A 16776-nucleotide genomic window follows, 5' to 3' on the forward strand; every position below is an offset into this window, starting at 1 on the left:
TTATGCGATTGGAAGAATCAGAAATTGAGGCGCCGCGATTGGGTGAACCTTTTTTACTCACACCAGGTCCGCTTACAACGTCGTATGATACTAAGTCAGCTATGCTTAAAGACTGGGGCAGTTGGGATGGCGATTTTCGGCAAATGACTCAACTAATGAGAGATACACTTATAGAAATGTTGGGCAGCGGTAACGAAAGTTTTGATTGTGTTCCAATGCAAGGTAGTGGATCTTTTTCGGTTGAAGCCATGTTAGGTTCACTTGTACCAAGGGATGGAAAGTTGTTAGTACTTTCTAATGGCGCATATGGTCAACGAGCTGCAAAAACTCTACAGTATTTAAAACGTGATCATATTGTCCTTGATAAAGGCGATTATCTTCCTCCTCGTGGGGAAGAAGTCGCTGAAATTCTGGAAGCAGATAATGATATAACACATGTTGTTGCAGTTCACTGTGAGACGAGTTCTGGTATACTTAATCCAATAGAGGAAATATCTGCAGCAACATATAATGCAGGGCGGAAACTTCTTATAGATAGTATGTCGGCATTTGGGGCTATTTTAGTTGAGCCAAATAAAATAAAATTTGAAGCCATAGTTTCATCGGCGAACAAATGTATTGAGGGTGTGCCTGGGTTTGGTTTTATTCTGGCTCGAAAGTCTGCTTTGGAAGCGGCAGAAGGGAATAGCCATTCGCTTTGTTTAGACCTTCATGATCAGTGGTCCCATATGAATAAAACTGGACAATGGCGTTATACACCACCAACTCATGTCCTTGCCGCTTTTTTAGTAGCACTTGAGTCTCATCGTAAAGAGGGTGGAGTAATTGCACGTGGTGCCAGATATACTAAAAATCAAAATGCTCTAGTGTCAGGGATGAGATCTATAGGTTTTGAAACCCTTTTGAGTGAACGCTGGTTATCACCAATAATTGTGACATTTTTTTGTCCAGCAGATCCAAGTTTCGAATTTACGAGGTTTTATGATTTAATGAAATCAAAAGGTTTCATTATCTATCCGGGAAAGTTAACCGTCGTGGAGAGTTTTAGAATTGGTTGTATTGGACAAATGGATGATCAAATAATGCTTAAAGTAGTTGATGCAGCACGAGCGAGCCTTTGCGAGATGGGCGTGACTGATGCTTCACCTCCGTCAAAAGCTTTGGAAGAAAGAAAACGGCTTCAGTCCTAATATTAAATAACGTTTAAAAGGTAAATTTAATGACACTTGTACCCAATGTAATTGCCAACGAAAGAACCTATTCAATGCCAAAAAGATGCGCTGTCGCCATCTGCCTTGACGGTTGTGAGCCTGAATATTTGGATGTAGCGATAGCTGAAGGATTGATGCCAAATTTAAAACTTATGCGTGAAACTGGCACAGATCGAATTGCCCATTCTGTAATTCCCAGCTTTACAAATCCGAACAACTTGTCAATTGCTACTGGGCGTCCACCTGCAATACATGGGATTTGTGGAAACTATCTTTTTGATCCTGATACGGGTGAAGAAGTGATGATGAATGATGTGCGCTTCCTTCGAGCACCGACGATTTTTTCTAAATTTTATGAGGCAGGAGCTCGCGTTGCTATGGTTACGGCGAAAGATAAGTTGCGCGCGCTGTTGAGTGCTGGCCTTGAATATGATGAGGGACGGGCAATAGCTTTTTCAGCGGAGCGAGCCGGTGAAACATCGATAGCGAATAATGGTGTTGAAAATGCTAGTGATTGGTTGGATATGCCTGTTCCTGAGGTTTATTCGGCAGAATTATCGGAGTTTGTTTTTGCTGCCGGTATCAAATTATTAAAGGAAATGAAGCCAGATATTATGTACCTATCAACAACAGATTATGTCCAGCATAAATTTTCCCCACAGGAGCAGGGCGCTAAAGATTTTTATGCAATGTTCGATCGATATTTAGGCGAGTTGCAAAAGTTTGATGTTGCAATCGTAGTTACTGCAGATCACGGAATGAAACCTAAACATGATGATAATAAAATGCCTGCGGTTATATATATGCAAGATAAGATGGATGAGTGGCTAGGCGCAGGACAAGCAAGGGTCATTTTACCAATAACTGATCCTTACGTTGTTCATCATGGCGCGTTAGGTTCTTTTGCAACAGCTTATTTGCCAGATAAATGTGACGTCGATGACATAATTAGCAGAATTGCAGCGTGTCCGGAAATTTTAAAAGTTATGGGCAAAGATGAAGCAATTAATAATTACGATCTGCCAGGTGATCGCATTGGTGACATAGTTATGATTTCAACGGAAAATCTTACCATTGGGACAAGTGAAGACCGGCATGATCTTGCAGCGCTAAAAGAGCCACTTAGATCACACGGTGGTTTAACAGAACAGGACGTACCATTCATTGTTAATAAGGTTATGGATTTGCCAAATGCACCTAAACTAAGAAATTTTGATGCGTTTTTCTACGCAACACAAGCAGCAGCATCATAGAGGAAATTAAATAATGAAAAAAAACGATATACGTCATGAGGGAATGCGGATCGGTGGAGAAAAGGTCCTTACAGAAAAAGTCATTGAAGTAAAATACCCTTACACAAATGAAGTTGTCGGTACTGTACCAGCTGGTGCTGCTCAACACGCAGCAAAAGCCTTTAAAATTGCGTCTGACTATAAGCCGTCACTTAGTAGATATGAGCGGAGCCAGATTCTTCAAAGAACTGGTGAAATAATTGCAGAAAGACAGGATTACTTAGCCAAATGGCTTACTCTAGAATTGGGGATATGCCATCAGCATGCAATATATGAGACTAAACGAGCACAAGACGTTTACCAATTCGCCGCAGCTCAAGCAATGAACGATGATGGGCAAATATTTTCGTGTGATTTAACTCATAATGGAAAAGAAAGAAAAATCTTCACTAAGCGAGAACCTGTCCGAGCAATTAGTGCCATTACACCCTTTAATCACCCACTTAATATGGTAAGTCACAAGATAGCCCCTTCCATTGCTACAAATAACTGTATGGTATGCAAGCCGACTGAACTTACACCGCTCACTGCTATAACTTTGGCTGATATTTTATATGAGGCTGGTTTGCCTCCAGAGATGTTTCAGATTGTTACTGGCCTACCTGAAGATATTGGTGAAGAAATGATGCTAAACGAGCACATCGACATTATAACTTTTACTGGTGGTGTCCCCGTAGGTAAGTTGATAGCATCAAAGGCTGGGTACAAACGGCAGGCGCTTGAGCTAGGTGGTAATGATCCGTTAATTGTTTGTAATGATCTTTCAGGCAGCGATTTGGATAAGGCTGCTACTATTGCAGTAGCGGGAGCTACTGGAAACTCTGGTCAGCGCTGCACTGCAATAAAACGCATTTTAGTACAAGAAAGTGTAGCTGATGCTTTTGTTCCACTTGTGTTAGAAAAAGCCAAAAAAATCAAGTTTGGAGATCCACAAGATCCAGAAACTCAGCTTGGTTGCGTGATACACGATCAAGCGGCTGAACTATTTGAAAATAGAGTGCTACAGGCTGAGCAAGAAGGTGCTGAAATATTATATCATCCTGGTAGGCAAGGCGCTCTTCTCCCTCCAATAGTTGTTGATAAAGTTCCCCATAATAGTGAGTTGGTAATGGAAGAAACCTTTGGCCCGATCATACCTATGGTGAGAGTTCCAGACTCAGATGAAGAGGTAATAAGAATTTCCAATAGCACTCAATTTGGCTTGTCTTCAGGTGTCTGTACCAATGATTTAAATAGAGCAATAAAATACATAAACAGTTTGGATGTGGGTACGTGTAATATTTGGGAACAGCCAGGTTACAGAATTGAAATGTCACCTTTTGGCGGAATAAAAGATAGTGGAAATGCTGTGAAAGAGGGTGTGATTGAGGCGATGCGTTTCTTTACAAACTTAAAAACATACTCATTGCCATGGCCAGAATAACTATTATGTTCCTCAACCTTATTCTAGGCAAAAAATTTTGTGATTAGTACCTAGCTAATCTGAGAAAGTTAAAATTAGAAATCGTAGGAACGTAATTTGGTCAGCCACATCTTTCCCAGGCATACACATGATGAATTGCCGATAGCTTCTGGAGGTGATGGGTGTTTTCTTTTTGATGAGTCTGGTAAGAAATATTTAGATGCTTCGGGTGGAGCGGCAGTTTCATGCTTAGGCCATTCGCATCCCAAAATAATCAATGCACTTCATGAACAGTTAGATGTCTTGGCATATGCTCATACGTCTTTTTTTTCTTCTGAACCTGCCGAGAAATTAGCTACAAAACTCATAACTAACGCACCTGGTGATCTAAGCCAAGTCTACCTTGTCTCAGGGGGTTCAGAGGCGATTGAAGCAGGTTTGAAATTAGCAAGACAATATTTTCTTGAGACTGGCCAGCCTGGTAGGAAAGAAGTAATTGCCCGTCGGCAAAGCTACCATGGTAATACACTGGGAGCATTGGCGGTTGGTGGCAACGAATGGAGACGCTCACAATTTGCTCCACTGTTGATTGACACGCATCACATAGCTCCCTGCTATGCATACCGAGAGAAGCATGATTACGAAACGGACTATGAATTTGGCCAACGTGTTGCCGGCGAATTAGAAATAACTATTGAGAAACTTGGTTCACAAAATGTAATGGCATTTGTTGCTGAACCTGTTGTTGGTGCAACCCTCGGGGCAGTTCCTGCAGTCGATGGATATTTTAAAACGATCCGAGAAATTTGTGATCACCATGGGATACTTTTGATTTTAGACGAAGTTATGTGTGGTATGGGACGCACTGGTACTCTTTTTGCTTATGAGCAAGAGGCTATCGCTCCTGATATTGTATGTATCGCTAAGGGTCTTGGGGCTGGATATCAGCCAATAGGTGCCACTATTTGTACCGACAAAATTTATGCAGCTATTAAAAATGGTTCTGGGTTTTTTCAACACGGTCATACTTACTTGGGTCACCCCATGGCAGCCGCGGCGGCAAATGCCGTTTTGGATGTTCTGCTAGACGATAATATTTTAGAAAACGTAAATGTTATGGGACATCAATTTAAATATGCTTTGGATACTAAATTTGGTCAACATACCCATGTTGGAGATATTCGCGGTAGAGGATTATTTTATGGTATAGAAATTGTGGAAGATAGGGAAACTAAAGAGCCGTTTTCTTCCTCCTATTTTATAGCAAGAAAGATTAAGGCTATTGCAAAGCAGAGGGGACTATTATGCTATCCCATGTCGGGTACGATTGATGGGAAAATAGGAGATCATATATTATTAGCGCCCCCGTATATTATTAATGAAGCAGAGATAAATGAGCTAACAGACTTGCTCGCAGATAGTTTAGAAGAAGCTCTTCAATCGTCAGAAGAAACAATGTAATCCATTAAACTTTATTACTATAAATCAGGCACCTTAGCTTTTGGTAATCCTTTTATTTGGATCATAGAATGGCAAATCAACGATATGAGCTGGAAATGATCCCTGTGATGTATCGACCTGGAACTTTGTACTTTTATCGAGGGATTTAACGGAAAGCATCGCAAGTGCTATATTTTTTTTAAGCCTTGGGGAGTAGACTGCTGATGTTACTTTCCCCACCTTTTGTTCCCCTTTTTTAACCGGCCAAAACTTAGTATTGGGGCCACCAAGAGGATCGCACTCAATTACTAAACCAACCTGAGTTTTGTCCACGCCTTCAGTTCTGATTTTAACAAGTGCCTTTTTCCCAATAAAATCTTGAGATGAATCTATATTTACAAGCCGATCGAGTCCTAGCTCGAAAGGGTTGGTGCTAATGTCAGCATCGGCATGATAAGACAACATGGCGCCTTCGATACGCCTGATTGATGATGTATGACCTGGTTTAAGCCCCAAGGGTTCTCCAATTAACATTATATGGTTCCAAAGTTCATTCCCCATTGTGTGATCTGTGAGAAAGATCTCATACCCAAGTTCGCTAGACCAGCCTGTGCGAGATACAATCAAAGAAATACCGTTCCATTTATATTCTCGATGCCAATAGTATTTGAGATCTAAGATGCTCTCCCCGAACAACTTAACCATAATATCCCGAGACTTTGGGCCCTGCAATTGTAGTGGTGAAGCATCTGGCTCAAAAATATTTACATCATAGTCTGTGTTTACAGCTACACCCTGTGCCCATAACAAAATGTCACTATCCGCTAAAGAAATCCAAAAACGATCATCCGCCAATTTCAGAAGAACTGGATCGTTAAGAAGTCCACCGTCTTGATTTGTTATCAGTATATATTTGCACTGACCAACTTTCATTTGGGATAGATCCCTTGGTGTCAAAAATTGCACAAATCTTCCGGCGTCAGGCCCAGAAATTTCTACCTGCCGCTCTACAGATACATCGCAGAGTATCGCTTCATTAACTAGGTTCCAGAAATTTTGTTCAGGATCTCCAAAGTCTCGTGGTATATACATGTGATTATATACAGAAAAGCCCGTAGCACCCCATTCTATTGTAGCATCAAAAAAAGGGGATTTGCGGATTTGAGTACCAAATCCGAAGTCATCAAGTTTCTTCATTTAAATATCCAATTAAATTTAGTAAGGGCGGGAGTGGCATATCGTAATCGCCCTATTTAACAAAGACTTATTATGTTTTTAAATTTAATCAATTACAAATTGAAAATAAGCTTATAAATCCCGACAAAAATAATCAGGATTGACGTTGCGCTCAAATTAGATCACAATTCAGGCAGCCAGCATGAGACTTTGCAAGCTAGTTTACGTATTGAATGAAAAATTTGGTGAAGTGAACTAGTGAGATGGCAGAAGTTAAAAAATTACATTTAGTCCAGGCTAATTACAAAATTGCTGATTAATTGTCTCATCATATAATTTTGCTTGAAGTGAATAATAAACCAAATTTTGGATAGAGAATGAGGGAAATTATGGATATTAAGGTTGTGCAAGAACTTAAGTCTGACAGAGAAAAAAAAGAAGGTATTCCGAAGCACGTTGCATTAGATTTAACAAAGGGCGGAAAATTGGCTACAATCACTCTCGCTGATAAACATTACACCTTACGAATAACCAAATCAGCCAAATTGATACTTACGAAGTGAATTTGTTTTGGATGTTTTATCAGTACCTAAAAAGTCTTTTGCTCCAAATTGAGCATTATCAAGTAAATCCAAAATAGCCTTCACTTAATTCTCGTTTCGATTCCGGCTACCACAAAATATACTTCATCGGATACTGATGCAACTTTTTGGTTCATAAATCCTGCTGCATCTTGGAATTGCCTCGCAAGTTTGTTATCTGGAACTATTCCGGATCCAACTTCATTACTTACAATAACAATATTTGTCTTGGAAATTTCCAACGCGTCTGCAAAATTACAAATCTCTTTGTTTAAGTCGCTTTTTGCAAGTAGATGGTTTGAAAGCCATAGTGTTAAGCAATCGATTAAAACTGGTTTGGCGCCATCTAAGCTATGAATTGCTCCCGTCAAGTCTAATGGGATTTCCAAGGTTTGCCAATTGCTGCCCCGTCTCTCGATATGGTTCTCAATTCTTTGAGCCATCTCATCGTCTAGTATTTCGCTAGTAGCAATATATACAGCTTGGGAACCATAGCATAATGTTCGCTTTTCAGCTGATAAGGATTTGCCTGACCTTGCGCCGCCTGTATAAAATGAAATAGTCATAAAAATTAAATAAGCATAAAAAATAAAAAGATTTAACAGAAAACGGCATGACAAATATAATTGGGAAAAAATTTATTTTTGTTCGGCATGCTGAAGTAATTTTGGATGGTCGTTTTTATGGTTCAAGAGATATTGAGGCTCATCCACCGAATGAAGCGCAAATTGCAGCGACCCTGAACCTTTTGCCGCCAAAATTTAATCTCTACACGAGTCCAGCAAAAAGGTGTTTGACTACTTGCGAGAGCTTGTTTCCCGGTATTAATTGCAATCAGATTGATGAATTTCGAGAGCAAGATTTTGGTGATTGGGAGGGTACTATATTTTCAGAAATACCGGATATCGGAAAGTTGAGCACAGATCAATTATTTGATTTTTATCCGCCCAACGGCGAAAGTTTTGCAGACATGGCCGTTCGTGTCAATTTTGCTATCGATAAGATATTGGCTCAAACATCGACGCAAGATTGTAATGTAGTCGTTGCCCATTCAGGAACTATCCGAGCTGTTATTTCTAGGTTGGTGGGTAACTCTGCACTTAGTTTTCAGGTAGACAATTTGTCGGCAACCGAAATTGTTTTTTTGATTGATAGTCTCGTTATAAATTACCTAAATAGGAACTGTAACTAATATAGAAATGAAAGAGTTACGAATATAATTCTGAGAGTTATTTTGAGACGTTTTTATCGACATAAAATAATTGCGGATTTCTTTGCTGTATTGATGCAATTTACAAGAATTAAAATTTATTGGCCGTATTTTTCAGATGAGCCGCCTGACTTAAAGAGGGCTAGCTGGGCCTTCCCACTAGCGGGGTGGTTACTAGGTTTCGTGTCCGGTGGGATTGGGCAAATTTTGATTTTTTTAGACCTACCGGCACTCCTTAGTTGCACGATTGCTACCGCTTTATGTGTTTACCTGAGTGGCGCGTATCACGAAGATGGGCTGGCAGATATGGCTGATGGTTTTGGAGCCGGCGGTAATGGTGAAAGAATAAGTTCGATAATTCACGATAGCCGCTTGGGTACATATGGCGTATCTGCATTATGCTTAGCGATAATTATTAGGATTTTAGTTCTTTACAGCCTCGTCGAAGAAGGCTTTTCGCTATTTCTGGTGATGGGGGCAGGCTTGGCGGCTGGCAAAGGTTTTATCATGATAAACCGAAGAATTTTTCCAGTATCAGAATTTGCTGGTCCCGAAACGGTTTCTTTCCTTGGAAATGATGCTCGCCAACTTTTCTGCCTTTTGATTTGGGTTTTCCCGTGTTTCCTTATTTTCTCACTATCACAAATTGTAATTGCTATATTTCTTAGTTTTATTGTTGCGCTTTGGTGTGGCTTTCGTTCAAAATTCTACCTTGGTGGTATTTCAGGTGACATTTTAGGGGCCACCGCATTTTTAACAGAACTTTGTTTTCTGTTGGCGGTACTGTTAATGACTTAGACGAGTAATGTCTAAGTCATTAAATTTTTGTAATTATCCGTCAAAGTCGACAATTTCAGTGAGCTCTAATGCTCTTTTACGTAATTTGGCAATTGTCATTAGATTCACGTCATCTGCTTCGAAACTGCCCCAACTCTTGACTAATTTATCAGCCTGCGTACCTGGAGCTATTGGGTATTCAAAGTTAGCAGTCGCATAAATTTCCTGTGCATTTTCAGAACTCAAGAACTCCATAAACTTTAAAGCATTTTCTGGGTTAGGAGAAAATTTTGCCATCCCTATGCCTGATACATTGACATGGGTGCCTCCATTTTCGAATTTTGGGAATATTATTCTAACGCTATTCGCCCATTCTGCTTGTTCTGAATCTTCAAGCATTTTGCCCATATAGTAAGTGTTCCCAATTGATATATCGCATTCACCCGCCCATATGGCTTTAACCTGAGCCCGATCATTCCCCTGAGGTTTTCTGGCAAGATTACCTTTCAAACCGTTCAACCAATTTATAGCGAATTCTTCACCATGATGATGGAGAATTGCTGAAGTCAAGGCCAGGTTGTAGGCGTTTAGGCCTGAGCGAGTGCAGATCTTACCTCTCAATTTAGGATCTGCTAATTGTTCATAAGTTTCGACCTCACCATTTTTTATTCTTTCTTTACTTGCATATATTATTCTTGCGCGTGTGGTTAAGCCAAACCAAAGGCCATTTGGATCTCTGTATTTTTCAGGTATGTTGCTATCAAGTATCGTGCTGTCGACGCTTTGCGTTAGTTCAGCATCTACAAGGGCTGAAAGCCGTGAAATATCTACTGTTAGAACGATATCTGCAGGGCTCCGTTTACCTTCTGCCTTCATTCGTTCAATCATTCCTTTCTTTAAGTGAACGATATTAACTTTAATTCCTGTTTGATCTGAAAATGCGCTTGTAAGTGGTTCGATTAAAAATGGCTGGCGGTATGAGTAAATATTTAGTTCTGAAGCAGAAACACTACTGCCAAGAAGCATTGCCATTAGGATTTTAAGAGAGAGGAAATATTTCATAATGAGTATCCTTTTAAAATTAACTTACAATATTTGTCAGGATTTATATATATCTGAGTAAATTAGTCAAGAATAAATTTATGACTTCATTATTTGTGACCTTGTGAGTTAAAATATTTGTAGTGCGTTGGAATAAGTTTGCCGTTAAAGTGCTTTGTTAAACGAGGATGATTGTTTGGTCCGCGAAAGAGAGAATATGAGTGCTTTCCAATGTGCTCTTGCCGAAGATATAATATTTATGAAAACTATTGAGGTCTGCCAAAATGGCCGCGAAACCTACCTTAAGTAACATTATAAATGCTAAGATATACGATTTATTAGATTTAGAATTAATAAAAGAATACAAAAGGAAACTTGATATAAATGGCGTACTTGCTCTTCCAAATTTCCTGGAAAATAAAGCACTGAAAGAATTGATTATTGAGGCTGAGCTTGCGGCATCTGAGGCTTTTTTCACTAATTCAACTCACAATGTTTACTTAACCCCCGTAGACACTCGTTTTCCACCAGACCATGTGTTTAATAAGCAATTGGTGTCTTCGAAGGGTTGTATTTGTATGGATCAAATCCCATCCAATTCAAAACTCAAAAAACTATACAACTACTCAGGGTTTAAAAATTTTGTAGCAAAAATAGTCGGTGAAAAAAAATTATACCCATACGAAGATCCACTTTCATCGATCAACGTGCATTATGCGGGCGAAGGTCAGGAGTTAAATTGGCACTTTGATAACTCAGAGTTTGCCATTACTTTGCTATTACAAAGTCCTCTTGAGGGTGGAAAATTTGAATACATAAAAAATTTCCGCAATGCTGAAAAAAACGAAATGAACTTTGAGGGTGTAGCAGAGTTGCTAAACGGTTCAGTAAAACCCGAGACCTTAATTATGGAGCCTGGAACATTAGTACTTTTTCGTGGTCGTAATTCAATACATCGAGTGACACCTTCAATTGGTGAGCAAGGCAGAATTCTTGTTGTCCTTGCTTATAATTCACAGCCGGGGATAGCACTTTCAGAAAGCGCAAGAAAAACCTTTTACGGTCGCCTTAATTAGCAGTTGCTGCAAAATACATCAGTAATAAATTTCTAGATAACAATTATCATGCTTTATGTTATAAATACTTGTCTGAGCGCTTAAAAAGAATATTTATACATGATCATAGAAATTTTTGTTACTTGCTTTCTTGGCTAATTTTATAGCTCTCGTTTATTTTTGAGGTTGTCCAAGATTTTTAGCTTTGAGGGCGGATACAGGAAATTATATAAAATAGAGAAAATTGGGAGTATCTAATGAAACTTTTAACGAAAGTCAGCCTTATTGCAGTATCTGTTGGTTTCGCTACTGAAACTTTTGCAGAAGAATGGAATGTATCCGTTTGGGGTAAACGTAGAGCTTTTACCGAGCATGTTGAAAAGTTAGCTGAGCTAGTGAGTGCAAAGACTGGCGGGGAATTCACTATGAATATTTCTTATGGTGGGTTGTCAAAAAATAAAGAAAATTTGGATGGAATAAGTATTGGCGCATTCGAAATGGCACAATTTTGTGCGGGTTATCACAGAGATAAAAATAGGGTTGTAACGGTGTTAGAACTTCCATTTTTGGGTGTTGAAACGCTTGAACAGGAAGTTGCGGTGTCGAGCGCTGTTTACGCTCATCCTGCCGCGACGGAAGAAATGTCGCAGTGGAATGCAAAACTACTTATGACATCACCCATGCCTCAGTATAATCTCGTTGGCACTGGTGAGCCGAGAGATACGCTGGAGGATTTTAATGGCATGCGAGTGCGCGCTACTGGTGGATTGGGCCAAGCATTTAAGTCTGTAGGTGCAGTTCCAACATCGGTTACGGCTACAGAAGCATATCAAGCTATGGAGTCGGGTGTCGTTGATACAGTTGCGTTTGCTCAGCATGCACACCTGTCTTTTGGAACAATAAATCAAGCGGATTGGTGGACTGCAAACCTAAATCCTGGAACTGTGAATTGTCCGGTTGTAGTTAACATTGATGCGTATGAAGGACTTTCTGCTGATCATCGGGAAGCGCTTGACGGATCTATTGAGGAAGCGCTTGATCACTACCTTGATAACTACGGCAAGTTATTGGCTAAGTGGGATACTGTTCTTAGTGAAAAGGGTGTGAAAAAAGTTGAGATAAGTGACTCTGTTATACAGGAGTTCAGGGCAAAAGCGGCAGACCCTATTCGGGATGCTTGGATCGCTGATATGGAGGCCCAAGGTATTCCTGGACAGGAGCTTTACGATTTAGTTATGAGCACCTTAGCAAAAGCTAAAGCTTCAAATTAATTCCAAACTTAAAGTTGGGCTGGCTCACACCGGCCCAACCGATTAGCTCTGGGAGCAATTTATGGGTGGCCAAGTATCTGTAATTGAAGACTCAAGTCTATTGAGTCGCTTAGATTTAGGCCTTCTAAAAATAGAGAGAGCTTGTGCTTTAATCAGCGGCTTGGCAATATTTTCTCTTATGTTTCTAGCAGCATATTCTGTTACCGGACGAAAATTTTTTAATTCACCGCTGGCGGGTTATGTCGACTATATAGAAGCTGCTATGCCTATAATTGCAATCATGGGTGTTTCCTATGTTCAAAGAGACGGTAGCCATATCCGAATGGATCTTTTCGTATCATTGTTAAAGGGACGTTCGTTATGGATGTTTGAACTGATATCGGTGATATTAATATTTATATTGATTACGTCTCTTACATGGGGTGCTTGGTTACACTTCGATCGATCTTTTGATTGCGCACGCCCGTTTTGCAGTCGGGATAGCTCAATTGATATTGGGATACCAATTTGGCCATCAAAACTGGTTGTTCCGTTTGCTTTTTCAGTATTAGCTTTACGTCTTATATTGCAAGGAATTGGATATTCACGCGCTCTTTTCTTAGGTTTAGAGAAGCCGGCGGCTGTACCACTTGTGCTGAACGCCACGGAACAGGCAAGGCTGGAAACAGACGCTATTGATAGAGCGAAGTAATGGAAAATATTACAATAGGTCTATGGGTGAGCGGCGGAATGCTGGTTCTCGTATTCGCAGGGATGCGAGTAGCTTTTGCTGCTGGTCTAGCAGGCTTTTTGGGACTTGTTTGGCTGCGTTGGAACGGGTTTGATTATGACCCAGATAGGTTCGCGAAGGCACTGCAAATCAGCGTCAAAATTGCTGGGCTGACCCCACACTCCAAAGTAAGTGCACAAGTACTTAGTTTGATCCCTGTATTTATTCTGATTGGCTATTTGGCTTACTATGCAAAATTGACAACTGCCCTGTTTGAGGCGGCTAAGCGTTGGATTGCCTGGGTGCCGGGAGGCTTAGCGGTATCAACGGTTTTTGCGACTGCAGGTTTCGCGGCTGTTTCGGGAGCATCAGTTGCAACGGCTGCTGTATTCGCTAGAATTGCCATCCCTGAAATGCTCAAAATAGGTTACAATAAGCAGTTCGCGGCTGGTGTAGTGGCTGCGGGCGGTACGCTGGCCTCATTAATTCCACCGTCTGCAATTCTTGTTATTTATGCAATAATTGTTGAACAAGATGTGGGAAAATTATTACTAGCCGGGTTTATTCCAGGTGCATTTTCAGCTGTTGTCTATGGTGCTTTAATTGTGTCGATGGCTGTTTTTTTTAAAAATATTGGACCTCCTGTCAGTGGTTTTACTTGGAAAGAACGAATTGAAAGTTTACCTCCGGCCTTCCCAATTGTAGCTGTCGTCATCATCATTATTTTCTTTGTTTATAATCCATTTGGAGACGCCTGGGGGACACCGACGGAGGGTGGGGCGATAGGAGCGTTCATTGTCTTTATAATGGCTTTGTACAGAGGAATGCGGTTGAAGCAACTTAAAGAGGCTTTGCTAGAAACGGCAAAATTAACCATAATGATTTTTACCATAATATGGGGTGTATTGATATATGTAAGATTTCTGGGTTTTGCGGAGTTGCCCGATGCATTTTCTACGTGGATTACGTCTTTGGAAATGTCACCAATTTTAATACTAATCTTTATATTGCTCGGCTACGCCATCCTTGGCATGTTTATGGATGCTATTGGAATGTTGCTACTAACCTTGCCTGTAGTTTATCCTGCGGTAATGGCCTTAAATGGTGGCGAGTACGTTTCCGTAACTGATAGTGCTTTTGGAATGTCTGGGCCGATGTGTGCAATATGGTTTGGAATTCTGGTGGTGAAAATGGCCGAATTTTGTTTGATCACCCCACCAATTGGATTGAATTGCTTTGTTGTTGCTGGAGTGCGTGATGATTTAAGTGTTCAAGATGTATTTAAAGGCGTTACACCTTTTTTCATAGCTGATGCTTTTACTATAGCTATTTTGATAGCTTTCCCTCCGATTGTTCTTTGGCTTCCATCACTCGCTTAAAAGCATATTAGTTTTTTGGTTGTAGGCTATTCACTATACCTTCCCCATACATCATATTTTGGCCATATTTTGCAGCTAGTATTGTTTATCATAGTAGTCGCAAAATCTGTTTCCTTGATCCGACAATACCCCACCAATCTTTTGTAGCTCATTGCACCAGTTAACTCACAGATCACCTTTGAATTCTTAAATTGCGAGGCAAATTTAGAAGCACGCTGGCCTTCTGCTGTATCATTTTCGGGGCAGTCTAATGCCGCTATACGGACAGGGATATTCCCCACCTCAATCGTATCGCCGTCTCTGACGTGGGAGATTATGCCGGTAAGCACGGAATATTCGAGAGCTTTTGCTTGCGGAATAAAAGTAGAAATTATCAGTAATATTAAGATCATAAAGCTGAAGACCCTAATAATAGAATTATACCTGCCGAGGGCACAAAATAAGATAATTTAATCTCCTTCTCAGCGAGTCCCCGAAAATTGAGAGCGCCAGTTTTCACACTCCTCATCACTTATTTTTTGGAATAACACCTCTGGAACTGTAAATTTAGAACCTGCGATCAAAGTATTGGCGGCCTCAAGTACTTTTTCGGGCCAGCTCCAGTCATTACAGTCCATTGCCAACATAAGTTTTTCTGATGTAGTCGGAATAAACGGTTGAGATAAAATCGCATAAATTCGAATTAAGTTAAGCGCTAGTCTAATTTGCGCAGCGGCTTTGCCTTCATCCTCTTTATATACAGACCATGGTGCCGATGATTGCAAATATTCGTTTCCTAAAGCCCAGATTGCGCGAAGCTCAGATGCAGCTTTGCGAATTTCTATTTTTTCCATATATTTTTCGTAACTTTTTACTTGGCTTGCTAAGCTATCAATCAGACTATTTTCGGCCTGACCATAGTCTCCACCGGCTGGTATTTCTTCACCAAATTTAGACCGGCAAAATTTGGTTACTCTGCTTACAAAATTGCCTAGAACATCTGCCAGATCTTTGTTTACGCTACTTTGAAAATTATCCCATGTAAATTCAGAGTCAGAACTTTCAGGAGCATGGCTCAGCAGCCACCAGCGCCAATAATCCGCTGGAAGAATGTGGAGAGCATCGTCCATGAAAACACCTCGCCCTCTCGAAGTGGAAAATTGACCGCCGTCATAATTTAAATAGTTAAAGGATTTTATATAGTCTACTAGCTTCCAAGGTTCTCCTGAGCCCAAAATAGTGGCAGGGAAAGAAAGAGTATGAAAAGGTACGTTATCTTTTCCCATGAATTGGGTATAGACAACGTCATCAGCACCTTTATCAGTGCGCCACCACTTTTCCCAGTTGTTCCCTTTACCCGCATTCACCCATTCCTGCGCACATGCGATGTACTCAATTGGAGCATCAAACCAGACATAAAATACCTTGTCTTCCATTCCAGGCCAAGGACTGTTACCTTTTTTAACGGGAATGCCCCAGTCTAGGTCTCTTGTAATTCCACGATCCTGCAACCCATCACCATCATTTAGCCATTTCTTCGCAATAGATGTTGTGAGAACGGGCCAATCCGTCTTACTGTCAATCCAGTTTTCCAAGTTATCTTTCATATTGGATTGGCAAAGATACAAATGCTTAGTTTCTCGTTGCTCCAGTTCTGTTGCCCCCGAGATTGAGGAGCGCGGGTTTATAAGATCTGTAGGATCTAACTGCTTCGTGCAACTGTCACATTGATCGCCTCTAGCATCTTCAAATCCACACGCAGGGCAGGTTCCCTCGATATAACGGTCTGGTAAGTATCTTCTGTCAACATGAGAATAAATTTGCGTTTCTATAACTTCTTTAATTAAACCTGCTGCTTCTAATTGACCCGCGAAGTGCTGAGTTAACTTATGGTTTTCTAGGCTTGAAGACCTTCCGAAGTGATCGAAAGAAAGGCGGAATCCATCTGCTAATTGCGCTTGAACTGCGTGCATTTCCTCACAATATTCTGATATGTCTTGGTTAGCCTTAGCTGCTGCCAGCTCTGCAGGGGTTCCATGTTCATCTGTTGCACATAGAAATAAGACTTCATTACCGCGTCCTCGCTGATACCTAGCATATAAATCAGCGGGAAGCTGGCTGCCAATTAGATTTCCAAGATGCTTTACGCCATTAATATAGGGTATTGCTGAAGTTATAAGGTGCCGCTGCATAGTAAGCCTGTTGTTTTACAACCGTTTAGCTTATGTCGATGAAATTTGGAAGGGACATAGC

Annotated in this window: 16 protein-coding genes; 11 read left to right on the plus strand and 5 right to left on the minus strand. The window is 40.6% G+C overall.

The genetic code is table 11. The features are described from left to right. The first annotated feature begins 2 nt into the window (after positions 1-2). The 4 genes from ACTF5Q_RS05145 (at position 3) to ACTF5Q_RS05160 (ending at position 5366) form a co-directional block, all read left to right on the plus strand. Complete coding sequence (locus ACTF5Q_RS05145) at positions 3-1190, plus strand: 2-aminoethylphosphonate--pyruvate transaminase (protein WP_438953589.1); 1188 nt, start codon at positions 3-5, stop codon at positions 1188-1190. Positions 1191-1219: 29 nt separating this feature from the next. Next, a complete protein-coding gene (gene phnA, locus ACTF5Q_RS05150; RefSeq protein ID WP_438953590.1) occupies positions 1220-2464 on the plus strand; it encodes a phosphonoacetate hydrolase in 1245 nt (414 codons plus the stop codon). Positions 2465-2477: 13 nt separating this feature from the next. Further along, on the plus strand, positions 2478-3926 hold the full coding sequence (phnY, locus tag ACTF5Q_RS05155) for a phosphonoacetaldehyde dehydrogenase (RefSeq protein WP_438953591.1): 1449 nt from the start codon (positions 2478-2480) through the stop codon (positions 3924-3926). Between the two features lie 96 nt (positions 3927-4022). Further along, positions 4023-5366: an aspartate aminotransferase family protein gene (locus tag ACTF5Q_RS05160; protein WP_438953592.1), complete on the plus strand. Its 1344-nt coding sequence runs from the start codon at positions 4023-4025 to the stop codon at positions 5364-5366. Between the two features lie 33 nt (positions 5367-5399). On the opposite strand, the gene ACTF5Q_RS05165 is transcribed toward ACTF5Q_RS05160, so the two are convergent. Beyond that, positions 5400-6542 (minus strand): glycine cleavage T C-terminal barrel domain-containing protein, encoded by a 1143-nt coding sequence (locus ACTF5Q_RS05165; RefSeq protein ID WP_438953593.1) that lies wholly within the window; start codon positions 6540-6542, stop codon positions 5400-5402. A 356-nt stretch (positions 6543-6898) separates the two neighbouring features. Between ACTF5Q_RS05165 and hemP the strand changes: the two genes are divergently transcribed. Then, the gene (gene hemP, locus ACTF5Q_RS05170) at positions 6899-7084 is read left to right on the plus strand and encodes a hemin uptake protein HemP (protein ID WP_438953594.1); all 186 of its coding nucleotides are present in this window, start codon (positions 6899-6901) and stop codon (positions 7082-7084) included. A gap of 80 nt (positions 7085-7164) precedes the next feature. Here the strand turns inward: hemP and cobU are convergent, their stop codons facing one another. Beyond that, positions 7165-7668 carry a bifunctional adenosylcobinamide kinase/adenosylcobinamide-phosphate guanylyltransferase gene (cobU, locus tag ACTF5Q_RS05175; RefSeq protein ID WP_438953595.1) on the minus strand — a complete coding sequence of 168 codons (504 nt, stop codon included), beginning with the start codon at positions 7666-7668 and terminating at the stop codon, positions 7165-7167. Positions 7669-7715: 47 nt separating this feature from the next. Here cobU and ACTF5Q_RS05180 point away from each other — a divergent pair, with 47 nt between their 5' ends. Together ACTF5Q_RS05180 and cobS are read left to right on the plus strand one after the other, a co-directional pair. Next, positions 7716-8294 carry a histidine phosphatase family protein gene (locus ACTF5Q_RS05180; protein ID WP_438953596.1) on the plus strand — a complete coding sequence of 193 codons (579 nt, stop codon included), beginning with the start codon at positions 7716-7718 and terminating at the stop codon, positions 8292-8294. 42 nt (positions 8295-8336) lie between these two features. Then, positions 8337-9110 carry an adenosylcobinamide-GDP ribazoletransferase gene (cobS, locus tag ACTF5Q_RS05185; RefSeq protein WP_438953597.1) on the plus strand — a complete coding sequence of 258 codons (774 nt, stop codon included), beginning with the start codon at positions 8337-8339 and terminating at the stop codon, positions 9108-9110. 33 nt (positions 9111-9143) lie between these two features. On the opposite strand, the gene ACTF5Q_RS05190 is transcribed toward cobS, so the two are convergent. Continuing rightward, on the minus strand, positions 9144-10151 hold the full coding sequence (locus ACTF5Q_RS05190; protein WP_438953598.1) for a Fe(3+) ABC transporter substrate-binding protein: 1008 nt from the start codon (positions 10149-10151) through the stop codon (positions 9144-9146). A 263-nt stretch (positions 10152-10414) separates the two neighbouring features. Here ACTF5Q_RS05190 and ACTF5Q_RS05195 point away from each other — a divergent pair, with 263 nt between their 5' ends. From ACTF5Q_RS05195 to ACTF5Q_RS05210, 4 genes are all read left to right on the plus strand, one after another. Continuing rightward, positions 10415-11206 carry a HalD/BesD family halogenase gene (locus ACTF5Q_RS05195; RefSeq protein ID WP_438953599.1) on the plus strand — a complete coding sequence of 264 codons (792 nt, stop codon included), beginning with the start codon at positions 10415-10417 and terminating at the stop codon, positions 11204-11206. Positions 11207-11442: 236 nt separating this feature from the next. Beyond that, positions 11443-12456, plus strand: a complete 1014-nt coding sequence (locus tag ACTF5Q_RS05200) for a C4-dicarboxylate TRAP transporter substrate-binding protein (RefSeq protein WP_438953600.1) — start codon at positions 11443-11445, stop codon at positions 12454-12456. A 61-nt stretch (positions 12457-12517) separates the two neighbouring features. After that, the gene (locus tag ACTF5Q_RS05205) at positions 12518-13147 is read left to right on the plus strand and encodes a TRAP transporter small permease subunit (protein WP_438953601.1); all 630 of its coding nucleotides are present in this window, start codon (positions 12518-12520) and stop codon (positions 13145-13147) included. Next, positions 13147-14544, plus strand: coding sequence for a TRAP transporter large permease (locus tag ACTF5Q_RS05210; protein ID WP_438953602.1), 1398 nt, complete (start codon positions 13147-13149; stop codon positions 14542-14544). Before ACTF5Q_RS05205 ends, ACTF5Q_RS05210 begins: the two co-directional genes overlap by 1 nt. Positions 14545-14570: 26 nt before the next feature. Here the strand turns inward: ACTF5Q_RS05210 and ACTF5Q_RS05215 are convergent, their stop codons facing one another. Further along, complete coding sequence (locus tag ACTF5Q_RS05215; protein ID WP_438953603.1) at positions 14571-14936, minus strand: thermonuclease family protein; 366 nt, start codon at positions 14934-14936, stop codon at positions 14571-14573. A 69-nt stretch (positions 14937-15005) separates the two neighbouring features. Then, positions 15006-16715 carry a methionine--tRNA ligase gene (metG, locus tag ACTF5Q_RS05220; RefSeq protein ID WP_438953604.1) on the minus strand — a complete coding sequence of 570 codons (1710 nt, stop codon included), beginning with the start codon at positions 16713-16715 and terminating at the stop codon, positions 15006-15008. Between the last annotated feature and the right edge of the window lie 61 nt (positions 16716-16776).

The organism is Candidatus Salinivivens marinus (assembly GCF_965655845.1).
GTDB classification, from domain to species: Bacteria; Pseudomonadota; Alphaproteobacteria; order Rhodobacterales; family Rhodobacteraceae; genus Salinivivens; species Salinivivens marinus.

Excerpts from the sequence above, each read along its gene's own strand:
- ACTF5Q_RS05215 (WP_438953603.1), bottom strand. The coding sequence starts at position 14,936 with ATGATCTTAATATTACTGATAATTTCTACTTTTATTCCGCAAGCAAAA.
- ACTF5Q_RS05200 (WP_438953600.1), top strand. The coding sequence starts at position 11,443 with ATGAAACTTTTAACGAAAGTCAGCCTTATTGCAGTATCTGTTGGTTTC.
- cobU (WP_438953595.1), bottom strand. The coding sequence starts at position 7,668 with ATGACTATTTCATTTTATACAGGCGGCGCAAGGTCAGGCAAATCCTTA.
- ACTF5Q_RS05145 (WP_438953589.1), top strand. The coding sequence starts at position 3 with ATGCGATTGGAAGAATCAGAAATTGAGGCGCCGCGATTGGGTGAACCT.
- phnA (WP_438953590.1), top strand. The coding sequence starts at position 1,220 with ATGACACTTGTACCCAATGTAATTGCCAACGAAAGAACCTATTCAATG.
- ACTF5Q_RS05190 (WP_438953598.1), bottom strand. The coding sequence starts at position 10,151 with ATGAAATATTTCCTCTCTCTTAAAATCCTAATGGCAATGCTTCTTGGC.
- hemP (WP_438953594.1), top strand. The coding sequence starts at position 6,899 with ATGAGGGAAATTATGGATATTAAGGTTGTGCAAGAACTTAAGTCTGAC.
- ACTF5Q_RS05180 (WP_438953596.1), top strand. The coding sequence starts at position 7,716 with ATGACAAATATAATTGGGAAAAAATTTATTTTTGTTCGGCATGCTGAA.
- phnY (WP_438953591.1), top strand. The coding sequence starts at position 2,478 with ATGAAAAAAAACGATATACGTCATGAGGGAATGCGGATCGGTGGAGAA.
- metG (WP_438953604.1), bottom strand. The coding sequence starts at position 16,715 with ATGCAGCGGCACCTTATAACTTCAGCAATACCCTATATTAATGGCGTA.
- ACTF5Q_RS05210 (WP_438953602.1), top strand. The coding sequence starts at position 13,147 with ATGGAAAATATTACAATAGGTCTATGGGTGAGCGGCGGAATGCTGGTT.
- ACTF5Q_RS05205 (WP_438953601.1), top strand. The coding sequence starts at position 12,518 with ATGGGTGGCCAAGTATCTGTAATTGAAGACTCAAGTCTATTGAGTCGC.
- ACTF5Q_RS05165 (WP_438953593.1), bottom strand. The coding sequence starts at position 6,542 with ATGAAGAAACTTGATGACTTCGGATTTGGTACTCAAATCCGCAAATCC.
- ACTF5Q_RS05195 (WP_438953599.1), top strand. The coding sequence starts at position 10,415 with ATGGCCGCGAAACCTACCTTAAGTAACATTATAAATGCTAAGATATAC.